Source organism: Sphingopyxis sp. 550A (assembly GCF_053569535.1).
This window is the reverse complement of the sequence record NZ_CM131615.1, coordinates 4,599,744-4,612,003: the sequence shown is the minus strand read 5'-3', so window position 1 is coordinate 4,612,003 and position 12,260 is coordinate 4,599,744. Positions and strand designations below refer to the sequence as shown.

Sequence of the window (12,260 nt, the reverse complement as noted above, 5' to 3'; positions counted from 1 at the left end):
TAAGCGGGTGTGCCGGCTTCGCGCTAAGGGGGAGGGGCGCGCGAAGCCGGCCCGACCGGCTCAGAGTGTCTTCTTGCTGAAATACCAGTCGGTGTAGTCGTAGCCCTCGTCCTTGCGCGCCTTGGCGGCCTCGGCGGTCGCGGGCGGCGGCACGATCACGGGTTCACCGGGCTGCCAGTTTTCGGGCGTCGCGACCTTGTTCGCGTCGGACGTCTGAAGCGCGGTCAGCAGGCGGACGAACTCGTCGACCGAGCGGCCGTTCGACATCGGGTAATAGACCATTGCCCGGATGACGCCTTCGGGGTCGATCAGGAAGGTCGCCCGCACGGCGGAGGTGTCCGACGCGCCGGGATGGATCATGCCGAAGGCCCTGGCGACGTTCATCGACAGGTCGTCGATGATCGGGAAGGTGATCTCGACGCCGAACTTCTCCTCGATGCTGCGCATCCAGGCGATGTGCGAATGCACGGAGTCGATGGAGAGGCCCAGCAGCTCGCAATTGAGCGCCTTGAAGCGATCGGCCGCCTTCGCGAAGCCCATGAACTCGGTCGTGCAGACCGGGGTGAAGTCCGCGGGGTGGGAGAAGAGGACCAGCCACTTACCCTTGTAATCGTCGAGCGAGCGTTCGCCGTGGGTGGTCTTTGCCTTGAAGGCCGGCGCCGGTTCGTTGATCCGGGGCATGGAGGGGGCGGCCACGTCTGTCATTTTATCGTCTCCTGTGAGTGAGTGGGCGACAGACATTAGATACACATTTCTATTAATCGTGAGAACACGATAAACCTAATTCCTCTGATCGGATTTTTCAATCTTTTCCGAAAGCGGCGGCAAAGGCCGGATTCGCGGCGCGCAAAAGCGGGCGCGCAAACGCTTCAAAGCATCATTTAATCTAATTTATAGGGTGATCGCGGCCCGAATCAGGCGGCGGCGAGAGCCTGTCTTACCCATGCGACGAGTCGGGCGCGGTCCATCGCCCCGGCCTGACGTGCGATCTCGCGGCCGCCCTTGAAGAGTATCAGCGTCGGGATCGACTGGATGCGGTAGCGCCCCGATATGCCCTGCTCGGCCTCGGTATCGACCTTCAGCAGACGGACATGCGGTTCCAGTTCGGCGGCGGCCGCCTTGAACGCCGGGGCCATCGCGCGGCACGGCCCGCACCAGCTCGCCCAGAAATCCACGAGAACAGGCAGACTTCCGCGCCCCACATGGCGGTCGAAGGCGGTGGCATCGACATCGACAGGCTGGCCCTGGAACAGCGGCATCGAGCATCGCCCGCAATTGGGCGCAGCGCCGATCTTCGCAGCCGGAACCCGGTTGATGCTCGCACAGACCGGGCAAACCACAAGCTGGGACTCGGACATGCGGACATCTCCTATGGAACGCTATCGCTGCTTAATCGTTTACCCGCATGATGTAACCGTGTAAGAAAGGGGGTTCAAGACTTGCCTCCCTTCAGGAGTAGGAAATTTGAATCCCAGCGCAAATGAGAGTGGCGTCTGTTCGCCGGTCCAGATCGGCGATGCCGCGCCCAATTTTCAGGCGCGCACGACCCTGGGCGAAATGAGCCTGTCCGACTATCGCGGCCGCTGGGTGTTGCTGTTCTCCCACCCTGCGGACTTCACGCCCGTCTGCACCAGTGAATTCGTCGCGCTCTCGCGCGCCGGGGAGCGGTTCAAAGCGCTCAACTGCGCGCTTGTCGCGATCTCGGTCGACAGCCTCTATTCGCACCTCGGATGGATACGGGCGATCCATGAGCATTTCGGTGTCACGGTTGGTTTTCCGATAGTCGAAGATCCCTCGATGGTCATCGGCCGTGCTTACGGAATGATCGCCGACGATGCGCCCGACGCGGCGACGCTCCGTGCGACCTTCTTCATCGACCCCGACGGCATCGTTCGCGCCAAGCTCTGCTATCCCGCCACTATTGGCCGCTCGGTAGAGGAGCTGCTGCGCGTCGTCGCCGCGCTACAAATGGTCGACAGCGACAATGTGGTCACGCCCGAAGGCTGGCGCCCTGGCGATGACGTGCTGCTCCCGCCCTATCAGGATCAGGATTCCGCGCTCGATGCGGCTGGCGATGCCTGCTGGTTCCACCGGACGCGGCCCGACAAGCACAAAAAGGCAGGCAAGTGACGACATTCACCGATAGCGAACTCGATGCGATCACCGACATTCTGAAGGCGCTCGGGCATGACGTGCGGCTAAAGCTCATGCGGACGCTGCTCGAGAATGGCGAGAAGTCAGTCGGTGAACTCGAAACCATGACCGGCATCGGCCAACCGGGCCTGTCGCAACAGCTTGCCATCCTGCGCAAAGCGGAGCTGGTGCAGACGCGCCGCGATGCTAAGCTGGTCTTCTACAGCCTCGCGCCGGATGCGCTGGAAAGCACGGCAAAGCTGCTCTGCGCCTTGTCGGGCATTTCCGCGAAGGACGTGCAGCCCGGCGTGAAAGGCGCGGGGTCGCGCGCACGGGGATCGGCTGCAACCTTCGCCCGGATCTTGTGATCGCGCGTCATTGATAGGCTGGGGACATCGGATCGGCCGCTTCGTCCCCGGACACCGGCCATCATAGGAGACGCAGGATGACGCAGGATTCCGGCAAGGGCGCAAAGCCTGACGATCCAAAAGAGAAACCGCCCAAAGCGGGCCGCAAGAAGCCCGGTGCGGGCAACACCGGGAAGAGCGGCAAGCCCAAGGAAGCCGCACCGCTCGATCCGGTCGAGGAAGCGGGCATAGAGTCTTTCCCGGCGAGCGACGCTCCAAGCTGGACGCCCTGATCCGTGGCTGGTCTGATACGGGCGACCGCCCTCGTATCGGCGGCGCGGCGGCTGTTCCGGTCCAGCGAAGCCAGCCTGATCCTGCTTTCGGTCGGCGTCGGTATCCTTGCCGGCTTGTTGGCCTCGCTTCTGGGCAAAGCCGCCTGGATCATGCAATCGCTGCTCTACGGCCTCGGCACGGACCTCCGGTTGAGCGGCCTCGTCTCGATTTCGCCCGCTCGCTTGCTGGCGCTGCCGATCGGCGGCCTGGTGCTGGGTGCGCTGGTGCTGTTCACACGCCGCAAGAAACGCACCTCGATCGACGTCGTGGAAGCCAACGCGCTTCATGGCGGGCGGATTCCCCTGCGCGATACCACGATGGTCTGCGGACAAACGCTGATCTCGAACAGCTTTGGTGCATCGGTCGGCCTCGAAGCCGCCTATGCGCAGGCCGGGGGCGGCATCGCCTCGCTGATCGGACAATGGCTCAATCTGAGGCGCGGCGATCTGCGTGTGCTGGTCGGCGCCGGATCGGGCGCAGCGATCGGGGCCGCCTTCGGCGCGCCGCTGACCGGCGCCTTCTATGCTTTCGAGATCGTTATCGGCGCCTATACCCCGGCAAGCATCGCCCCTGTCGTGGCTGCGACGATTTCCGCGGTCATCACCGCCAGGACGCTGGGCGCAACCCCCTATCTGATCGCGGCGCAAAGCAGCCAGCATCTCTCGGCCGCGAACTATATCCTCTACGCAGGGCTGGGGCTGATCGCGGCCCTGCTCGGCATCGCCATCATGCGGCTCGTCTCGCTCGCGGAAGCGGGGGTTCGGCGCACCGCGATTCCCGAATGGCTGCGGCCCGCTCTGGGCGGCGCTATCCTGATCCCGCTCGCGCTCACGACACCGCATGTCTTGTCGGCAGGTCACGGCGCGTTGCACCTGACCATCGCCGGCAATATCGCGCTGGGCGCCTTGATCCTGATCTTCGCGCTCAAGTCGCTCGCGTCGATCGTCTCCCTCGGCTTCGGCTTTAGGGGCGGTCTGTTCTTCGCCTCGCTATTTCTCGGCGCGGTGCTGGGACAGATATTCGCGCGCCTGTGGGCGTTCGTCCCCGATGGCATTCCCCTGTCGCCGATGGATGCTTCGCTGGTCGGCATGGCCGCGCTGGCGGCCGCGGTCGTCGGTGGCCCGATGACCATGTCCTTCCTCGTTCTCGAAGCCACGCATGATTTCGAGATCACGGCGGTCGTGCTGACGGCCGCGCTCTGTTCGAGCACGCTAGTCCGCGAGCGGTTCGGCTATTCCTTCTCCACCTGGCGCCTGCATCTGCGTGGCGAGGTGGTTCGCAGCGCGCGCGATATTGGCTGGATGCGAACGCTCACCGCGCGGCGCATGATGCGGACCGCGCCCGCCACCGCGTCGCCGGCGATGCCGGTCAAGGCATTTCGCGAGCATTTCCCGCTCGGTTCGACAAGCCGCGTGCTGCTTCAGGACGAACAGGGTCACTATGCGGGCCTCGTTCCCACGGCGGCGGCCTTCGCCGATCCGGCGCAGACCGAAAGGCCGGTGTCCGACTTCGCAATCCTCAAGGATGTCACGCTTTCGCCGGATATGTCGATCGTGCCGATCATGGAGCTGTTCGACAGCAGCGCGGCCGACGATCTTGCCGTGGTCGATGCTCAGGGCCGGATCGTGGGAATGCTGACTGAACGCTATGTCCGCAAACGCTATGCCGACGAGCTGGATCGGGCGCAGCGCGAACTCTACGGCGAGGATTGACTTGAGCCGCCGATCTCAAGGATCGACCCGTCATCCTTGCCGGCAAGCGCCAGCAACGCTCCCCTGTGGCTCACGACGACAAGGCCGGTTCCGGTATCGCGAAGCCAGGTGTCGAGCCGGCGTGCAAGCCGCGCTTCCGTCACCATGTCGAGGCCTTCGCTCGGCTCGTCGAGCAACAGCCACGGCTTCGCCGCGAGGACCGCGCGCGCGATCGACAATCGTTTGAGTTGCCCGCCCGACAGGCGCGCGCCGCCATCTCCGACCCATTGGTCAAGCCCGTGCGGCATGGTGCGGACGTCAACCGCGAGGCAGGCCACTTCCAGCGCTGCCCAAAGCTGTTTATCGCTGAGGCCAGAGCGGGCGACACGCAGATTGTCACGCACTGTTCCCGACAGGAGCTGCGCATCCTGCGGCGAGAGCGCGAAGGCCGCTCGCACCGTCTCAGGCGGCAGCGCCTCGATAGGCTGACCATCAAGGCAAATGCCTGAATTCCGATCCGGCGGACGAATGCCTGCCAGCGTTTCGAGCAGGCTGGTCTTGCCGCTGCCGGATTGTCCAGCAATCCCCAGGCGCTCGCCAGATTCGAGCCGCACATGCACACCACCTCGATCCAGGGCGATGCTCCGCCCGATCGGCCCGGATGCACTCTTCGCCGGGATGGGAGCACTATGCGGCCCCGCCATGTCCTCCAATCGCGCGAGGGCGGCCGTCACCAGCGCGCCCCGCGACACACCCCGAATATAGCCTGACAAGGTCTCGATCGCGCCCGCCGATGCCAGCACGGCGAGCACCGTCATGGGCAAAGGGGCGTTGGAGATCGCGAGGACCGCGCCCATCGCGATACCCCCGCCAAGGGTCAGCCCGGCGTCGATGACCGCTTCGCCGCGCGCGAAACGGCGCCGTGCCCGGTCCAGTTCGGCCGTCTCGACGGCAAGGCTCCGCTCGATCGCCGGGGCCAGGTCATAGGCCAGGATTTCGGGCGAGGCCGACGCATAATCGACCATGCCAACCTTCAATCGCGCCAGCGCCGCCGCAATGTCAGTGGCGGCGATCGTGAGCAAACGGGGCGTCGCCAGATTCGCCCACAAGGCGAGGCCGGCGATCAGCGCCAGCAAGGCAAGGCTGGCCCAGGGACTGGCAAGCCATGCGAGGACGAGGCCGATCACCGCGCCGGCAAGGGCGGCGGGAAGCGCGGGCCTGCGGACAAGGCTGTCTTCGAGCGCGCCGATGTCCTGCACGAGCCGGGTCACGGTATCGCCCGCTGATACGGCCCGCACGTCGCGCACCGACAGGATGCGGTCGAACAGGCGCGCGCGGACCGTGGCGAGCGCCATCAAGGCTGCGCGATGGCCATAAAGGCGTTCGCCATAGCGCGCCGTCGTCCGGACGATCGCGAGCAGCCGGATCATCGCGCTCGGCACGAGATAGTTGAAGCCCTGCGCAGCCAGCACCCCGCCAAGGCCGGCAAGCGCGGCGCCGGTGATGAACCATCCCGACAGGCCCAGCAGCAGGACCGCGGCGATCGTCGCGGCGGCGGCGAGCGCGCCGGCGATGCGGAAAGCGCGGCGCTCGGGGGCGATGGCTTCGGCCAGTAGCCGGTCCATATCCGCGCGGCTCATGCCAGCACCATTTCGCTATCGGCGATCGCGGCCAGCTCGGCGCTGTGCGTCACCATGAGGACCGTGCGGCCCGTGGCGGCCGAAGCCAATATCCCGGCAATGTCAGCCGCCGACCTCGCATCGAGATCCGCCGTCGGTTCGTCGAGCAGCCAGAGCGGCGCGTCTTTCAGAAGCACTCTTGCGACGCCGACGCGGCGGCGCTCGCCTCCCGACAGACCCGATCCACGGTGGTCGAGCGGCAGGGACATGCCTTGCCCGCGCGCCTCGATCATCGGTCCAAGCCCGGCAGAACGGGCAGCAGCTTCAACTTCGGAGTCGTCGGCCTCCGGGCGCGCAAGGCGGATGTTGTCGGCGAGCGTTCCGGGGATGAACGCGACCGATTGTCCCGCCCAGCCTATATGGCCGGGAAGCGCGACGGTTGCCGCGTCTCGGCCGTCGATGAGAATCCGTCCCCTGCCGATGGGCGCAAGCCCTAGCAGCGCGTGCAGCAGGCTGGACTTGCCGATGCCGGTAGCTCCGCGCAGCGCGAAAGTGGTGCCTGCCGCGACGTCCAGCGTGAACGGACCGATAGCCGTCTCGCCATAGTCGATGACCACGCCGTCGAAGCGCAGCGCGGGCGGAGCCTCGATCGCGCGAGGGGAGGAAGCCGGGGACGGGGGAGCGATCTTTTCCAGGCGTTCGACCGCGGCCTCTCCGACCTGCTTGTCATGATAGGCGGCTGCGAGGCGGCGCATGGGGAGGTAGAATTCGGGCGCGAGGACGAGGACGAACAGGGCTTGTCCAAGGGTCAGCGTCTCAGGTGCGGGGAAAGGCAGGATGCCCAGCAGGTTGAAGCCGCAATAGAGCGCGACCAGCGCCACCGACAGCGCGGCAAAGAATTCGATGATGGCGCTCGAGACGAAAGCGATCTTCAGCACGTCGACCGTGCGGGTCGCCACCTCGCGGGTGGCGTCGGCAAGATGGCGGCCGATGCGGTCCTGCGCGCCGAACCCGACGATCACCGGGAGCGCACGCACGCGGTCGACGAACAGACCGGACAGGCGGCTCAATGCGTCGAGCTGGCGGGCAGCGGCGCGGGCGGCCGCGCTACCGGCGAGCGCCATGCCAAGCGCGAACGGCATGAGCGTCGCAAGCATGATCGCACCGGCTACCCAGCTTCCGAACGCGGCGGCAACCGCAATGACGAGGGGCGACAGGACCGCCGCGCGGCGGAGAGGCTGGAAGCGGGCATGGAAGCCGCCCAGGTCTTCGATCCGGTCGACAGCATCGGCTACCGCCTCGCCCAGCATCCGGCGATCTCCCGGCGCCGCGACAAGGATTCGGGGATAGACCCGGTTCCTCCAGCTCGTCTTGGCGCAGACTGCCCCGATCTCGCCGGCGTCGGTTGCACCGATCTGTATCGCGGCGCGAAGCAAGCTGGCTGCGATCAATCCGGCGACGGCGACCAGCACATTGCCATGATCGCCGCGCGCGGCCGCCGCCACACCGGCAGCAAGCGCGCCCGCCATAAGGATTGCCGCGCCGCTATCGGCGGTCCAGAAAAGGGCCGCGCCCTGTCGATCAAATTGGTTGCTCATATACTCAGTTACGAGTAATGGCTAATCATAATCTTTTCAACCGACTCAAGGCAACCATGGAAGCCGGGCCGGAATGCAAGGAGTCTTGCCATGGACATGGCCGTGATCGAACTCTCCCGGCTGCAATTCGCGCTGACGGCACTCTACCACTTTCTATTCGTCCCGTTGACCCTTGGCCTCTCCTTCATGCTGGTCATCATGGAGAGCATCTATGTGATGACGGGCCGGGAGATCTGGCGCACCGTCACGCGCTTCTGGGGCAAGCTGTTCGGCATCAATTTCGTGCTCGGCGTCGCCACCGGCATCACGATGGAATTCCAGTTCGGCACCAACTGGTCCTATTATTCCCACTATGTCGGCGACATCTTCGGCGCGCCGCTCGCTATCGAAGGGCTGATGGCCTTCTTCCTCGAAGCGACCTTCGTCGGCCTCATGTTCTTCGGGTGGGACAAATTGTCCAAACAGGCCCACCTCTTCACCACCTTCATGGTCGCCCTGGGATCGAACCTCTCGGCGCTGTGGATTCTGATCGCCAATGGCTGGATGCAACATCCGACCGGCGCCCGCTTCAATCCCGCGACGATGCGGATGGAAGTCTCCGACTTCATGGCGGTGCTGTTCAACCCCGTCGCACAGGCCAAATTCGTGCATACGGTCAGCGCCGGCTACGTCTGCGCCTCGATCTTCGTGCTCGGCATTTCGGCCTGGTATCTGCTCAAGGGCAAGTGGGTCGCCGTCGCAAAGCGCAGCTTCACCGTGGCGGCCGCCTTCGGCCTTGCCTCCTCGCTGTCGGTCGTCGTGCTGGGTGACGAGAGCGGCTATGCCCTCACCGACAACCAGAAGATGAAACTCGCTTCGCTCGAAGCCATGTGGCACACTGAGCCGGCTCCTGCGGGTATCGCGATCTTCGGCATCCCAAGCCTGGAAGGGCGCGAAACCCGCTATGAAGTGAAGATCCCCTATGTATTGGGCCTGATCTCCACGCGCAGCCTGACGGGCGAAGTCTCCGGCATTTTCGAGCTGGTCGCCAAGGCGCAAGGTCGCATCGAACATGGCATCAAGGCCTATGACGCGGTGGAGCGGCTGAAGGTCAATCAGAACGACATGGCCGCGCGAGCGCAGTTCGAGGAAGCCAAGGCCGATCTCGGCTATGCCCTGCTGCTCAAGCGCTTCGTTGCCGATCCGCGACAGGCGACGCCTGAGCAAATCGAGAAGGCCGCATGGTCGACCGTGCCCAATGTCCCGGTCATGTTCTGGGTCTTCCGCGTGATGGCTGGCATCGGCTTCTTCTTCATCGCCTTCTTCGCTGCCGCCTTCTGGATGGCGTCGGTGCGGCGCTTCGGCTGCGACAACGGGTTCTGCCGCACCTTCATGCGCGCGGCGGTCTGGATCATGCCCTTGCCGTGGATCGCGATCGAATTTGGCTGGATTTTGGCCGAAATCGGCCGCCAGCCCTGGGCGATCGACGGCGTGCTGCCGACCTTCCTCGCCGCCTCGAGCCTGACCGTCGCGCAGCTCTGGACGACGATCGTCGGCTTCACGCTGCTCTATGGCGCCCTCGCCGTGATCGAAGTCCGCCTGATGATCGCGGCGATCCGCAAGGGGCCTGACGAGCATCGCGCGCCTGCGCCGGCACCAGCGTCGCCGAACGGCTACGCGCCCATTCCTGCCGAATAAGGAGAACAGGTCATGGCACCTCCCATCGACTATGAAACGCTCCGAGTGATCTGGTGGCTCCTGATGGGTGTCCTCCTGATCGGCTTCACCCTGACGGACGGCTTCGATCTCGGCACCGCCGCCCTCCTGCCGTTCGTCGCCAAGACCGATGCCGAACGCCGCATGGTCATCAACTCGATCGGCGCGACGTGGGAGGGGAACCAGGTGTGGTTCATCCTCGGCGGCGGTGCGATCTTCGCGGCCTGGCCATTCGTCTATGCGGTCAGCTTCTCCGGCTTCTACCTCGCCATGTTCCTCGTCCTCGCCGCGCTCATCCTGCGGCCCGTGGGGTTCAAATATCGCTCGAAGAAACCCGATGCGGCCTGGCGCTCGCGCTGGGATTGGGCGCTGTTCGTGGGCGGGTTCGTTCCCGCGCTGGTGTTCGGGGTCGCGGTCGGCAACGTGCTGACCGGCATCCCCTTCCGCCTCGATACCGATCTGCGCTCTTTCTATGAGGGGAGCCTGCTCGGCCTGTTCCATCCGTTCTCGCTGGTCGCCGGGCTGCTCTCGGTAGCGATGATCGTGCTGCACGGCGCGAGCTGGCTCGCGATCAAGATCGAACGCGGCGCAGTCCACGATCGCGCCCGCACCTTTGGACAGGTCGCGGCGGGTGCCTCGATCCTGCTGTTCGCGCTCGGCGGAGTGATGATCGCCACCATGGGCTATGGCTTCCGCCTGACGCATGGGGCCAATCCGCTCGGTCCCTCCAACCCGCTGCTGTCGGGAACGGTTGCGGCGCCGGGGGCGTGGCTCGATAATTACCGGGCATATCCGTGGATGCTGATCGCACCGATCCTCGGTTTCGTGGGGCCGCTGCTGGCATGGATCGGCATCCGCAAGGGCCGCGAGGCGCTGGCGTTCGGCGGCTCGTCGCTCGGTGCCGTGGGCATCATCGCGACGGTGGGCCTGTCGATGTTTCCGTTCATCCTGCCCAGCTCGATCGACCCGGCCTCGAGCCTAACGGTGTGGAACGCCTCGTCCAGCCATGTGACGCTGTTCATCATGCTGGCGGTGACGGTCGTGTTCCTGCCGATCGTGCTCATCTATACGGCTTGGGTCTATAAGGTGCTGTTCGGCCGCATCACGCTGCGCGACGTCGACACCAACCCCGACTTCTACTGATAGGGATGACTCCGATGTGGTATTTCAGTTGGGTATTGGGTGTCGGCCTCGCCGTCGGCTTCGGCATCCTCAACGGCATGTGGCACGAATTTCATTCCGACCCCGATGACGACGCGGCCGCCTGAAGGTCGATCTGATGATTAGCGTCGGCCCTCTCGCGCTGGCGTTGGAGCGGCTGTTCGCGGTCCTCGGAATTGTTGCCTTCATGGCGGCGGCGAGCTGGATCGGCCGTCGCCATGGCAAGGACAGCGATAAGGCCGCATGGCGCGCCCTGCTCGTCGGCCTCGTCGCCGCCCGCGCGGGGTTTGTGGGCCAGAACTGGTCCGCCTTTGCGGTCGAGCCTCTGAGCATATTCTATGTCTGGCAAGGCGGTTTCTTCCCTCTCGCGGGTCTGGCGGCCGCCGCGATTTCGCTGGTGCTGTCGCTGCGCCGATCGCCCGCGCTGTTCCCTACGGGCATGGCCTTCGTTGGCAGCGCCGCGGCCGCGCTCATCGCCACGTCGCTGTTCCTCGCCTCTTCGCAGAGGCCATTGCCGCAAGGCTTGGTCCTCCACTCGCTTGCAGGCGAAGCAAGCGCGCTCGACGATCGGAAGGGCAAGCCGTTCGTCATCAATCTCTGGGCGAGCTGGTGCCCGCCCTGCCGGCGCGAGATGCCTATGCTGATCGAAGAGGCCGCGCGCTCGCCTGTGCCGATCCTGCTCGCCAACCAGGGCGAGGACGCGACGAAGGTGCGGACCTGGCTGGACGGCCAACGCCTGACCTCGGCGCATATCCTCTTGGATAGCGATCAAAGCGCCGCCGCCGCGATCGGGTCCGCGGGTCTTCCCGCGACGCTGTTCGTCGACAGCAAGGGCGTCATTCGTGAGCTGCATGTTGGCGAAATCTCCCGCGCCGCCCTGCTCGCGGGATTGCGGGAACTGGATTAATTTTGACCAAGGAGAAACCCATGACCAGACAAGTGAATATCGGGATCGGCGAGGAAGATCGGATTGCGATCTCCGAAGGCCTGAGCCGCCTGCTGGCGGACACCTACACCCTCTATCTGACGTCCCACAACTTCCACTGGAACGTGACGGGGACGATGTTCAACAGCCTCCATACCATGTTCATGACGCAATATACCGAGCTGTGGAACGCGATCGACCCGATCGCCGAACGTATCCGCTCGCTGGGTCAGCCCGCACCGGGTTCCTATGCGCAGTTCGCCAAGCTCAGCTCCCTGCCTGACGCGCCGGAATCTCCGCCCAAGGCGCTCGACATGGTGGATATTCTCGCCAAGGGCCACGAAGCGGCGGCCCGCACGGCGCGCGCCCTGTTCCCGCTGGTCGAAAAGGCGAGCGACGAGCCGACCGCGGATCTGCTTACCCGGAGAATCGCGCAGCATGAGCAAACCGCCTGGATGCTCCGCGCCCTGCTCGAAGACTGAGGCGGAATGGGCGACAGGGCGTGACCGCGCGCACGATCGCGGCCGCACCCGATCTCCCGCAATGAGAAGGAGGAATTGGAATGTCCCGAAATGAAGGCACCATAGACCGACTGTTGAGGGTGATCGTCGGCCTTGTTCTGATCGCGCTGGTATTCGTCGGGCCACGCTCTGCGTGGGGGTGGATCGGCGTCGTTCCGTTGCTGACCGGGCTTGTGGGCATGTGCCCGATCTATTCGTTGCTCGGCATCAACACTTGCCCGAGACGCTGACAAAAAC

General features: G+C 65.0%; 14 protein-coding genes. 10 read left to right on the top strand and 4 right to left on the bottom strand.

What is annotated here, in order from left to right:
- Positions 1 to 60: 60 nt before the first annotated feature.
- Together ACVENA_RS22350 and trxC are read right to left on the bottom strand one after the other, a co-directional pair.
- Positions 61 to 705: a peroxiredoxin gene (locus tag ACVENA_RS22350; protein ID WP_012049927.1), complete on the bottom strand. Its 645-nt coding sequence runs from the start codon at positions 703 to 705 to the stop codon at positions 61 to 63.
- Between the two features lie 209 nt (positions 706 to 914).
- The gene (gene trxC, locus ACVENA_RS22345; RefSeq protein ID WP_012049926.1) at positions 915 to 1,358 is read right to left on the bottom strand and encodes a thioredoxin TrxC; all 444 of its coding nucleotides are present in this window, start codon (positions 1,356 to 1,358) and stop codon (positions 915 to 917) included.
- A gap of 106 nt (positions 1,359 to 1,464) precedes the next feature.
- Between trxC and ACVENA_RS22340 the strand changes: the two genes are divergently transcribed.
- From ACVENA_RS22340 to ACVENA_RS22325, 4 genes are all read left to right on the top strand, one after another.
- Positions 1,465 to 2,130 (top strand): peroxiredoxin, encoded by a 666-nt coding sequence (locus ACVENA_RS22340; RefSeq protein ID WP_012049925.1) that lies wholly within the window; start codon positions 1,465 to 1,467, stop codon positions 2,128 to 2,130.
- Positions 2,127 to 2,501, top strand: a complete 375-nt coding sequence (locus ACVENA_RS22335) for an ArsR/SmtB family transcription factor (protein ID WP_012049924.1) — start codon at positions 2,127 to 2,129, stop codon at positions 2,499 to 2,501. Before ACVENA_RS22340 ends, ACVENA_RS22335 begins: the two co-directional genes overlap by 4 nt.
- A 77-nt stretch (positions 2,502 to 2,578) precedes the next feature.
- Entirely contained in the window at positions 2,579 to 2,773 is a 195-nt protein-coding gene (locus tag ACVENA_RS22330; protein WP_053555252.1) for a hypothetical protein, read from the top strand.
- Between the two features lie 3 nt (positions 2,774 to 2,776).
- A complete protein-coding gene (locus tag ACVENA_RS22325) occupies positions 2,777 to 4,525 on the top strand; it encodes a chloride channel protein (RefSeq protein ID WP_012049923.1) in 1,749 nt (582 codons plus the stop codon).
- On the opposite strand, the gene ACVENA_RS22320 is transcribed toward ACVENA_RS22325, so the two are convergent.
- Complete coding sequence (locus tag ACVENA_RS22320; protein WP_012049922.1) at positions 4,510 to 6,144, bottom strand: amino acid ABC transporter ATP-binding/permease protein; 1,635 nt, start codon at positions 6,142 to 6,144, stop codon at positions 4,510 to 4,512. The genes ACVENA_RS22325 and ACVENA_RS22320 overlap by 16 nt on opposite strands.
- Positions 6,141 to 7,652 (bottom strand): thiol reductant ABC exporter subunit CydD, encoded by a 1,512-nt coding sequence (gene cydD, locus ACVENA_RS22315; RefSeq protein ID WP_244858135.1) that lies wholly within the window; start codon positions 7,650 to 7,652, stop codon positions 6,141 to 6,143. The genes ACVENA_RS22320 and cydD overlap by 4 nt, the downstream gene beginning before the upstream one ends.
- Positions 7,653 to 7,811: 159 nt before the next feature.
- On the opposite strand from cydD, the gene ACVENA_RS22310 reads away from it, so the two are divergent.
- From ACVENA_RS22310 to ACVENA_RS22285, 6 genes are all read left to right on the top strand, one after another.
- On the top strand, positions 7,812 to 9,398 hold the full coding sequence (locus ACVENA_RS22310) for a cytochrome ubiquinol oxidase subunit I (RefSeq protein WP_012049920.1): 1,587 nt from the start codon (positions 7,812 to 7,814) through the stop codon (positions 9,396 to 9,398).
- Positions 9,399 to 9,410: 12 nt separating this feature from the next.
- Positions 9,411 to 10,559, top strand: coding sequence for a cytochrome d ubiquinol oxidase subunit II (gene cydB / locus ACVENA_RS22305; protein ID WP_012049919.1), 1,149 nt, complete (start codon positions 9,411 to 9,413; stop codon positions 10,557 to 10,559).
- A gap of 14 nt (positions 10,560 to 10,573) precedes the next feature.
- Entirely contained in the window at positions 10,574 to 10,684 is a 111-nt protein-coding gene (gene cydX / locus ACVENA_RS22300) for a cytochrome bd-I oxidase subunit CydX (RefSeq protein ID WP_012049918.1), read from the top strand.
- Between the two features lie 11 nt (positions 10,685 to 10,695).
- Complete coding sequence (locus ACVENA_RS22295) at positions 10,696 to 11,484, top strand: TlpA disulfide reductase family protein (RefSeq protein ID WP_012049917.1); 789 nt, start codon at positions 10,696 to 10,698, stop codon at positions 11,482 to 11,484.
- A gap of 20 nt (positions 11,485 to 11,504) precedes the next feature.
- A complete protein-coding gene (locus tag ACVENA_RS22290; RefSeq protein ID WP_449327091.1) occupies positions 11,505 to 11,984 on the top strand; it encodes a Dps family protein in 480 nt (159 codons plus the stop codon).
- Between the two features lie 80 nt (positions 11,985 to 12,064).
- Positions 12,065 to 12,253 (top strand): YgaP family membrane protein, encoded by a 189-nt coding sequence (locus tag ACVENA_RS22285; RefSeq protein WP_012049915.1) that lies wholly within the window; start codon positions 12,065 to 12,067, stop codon positions 12,251 to 12,253.
- The last annotated feature ends 7 nt before the right edge of the window (positions 12,254 to 12,260 follow it).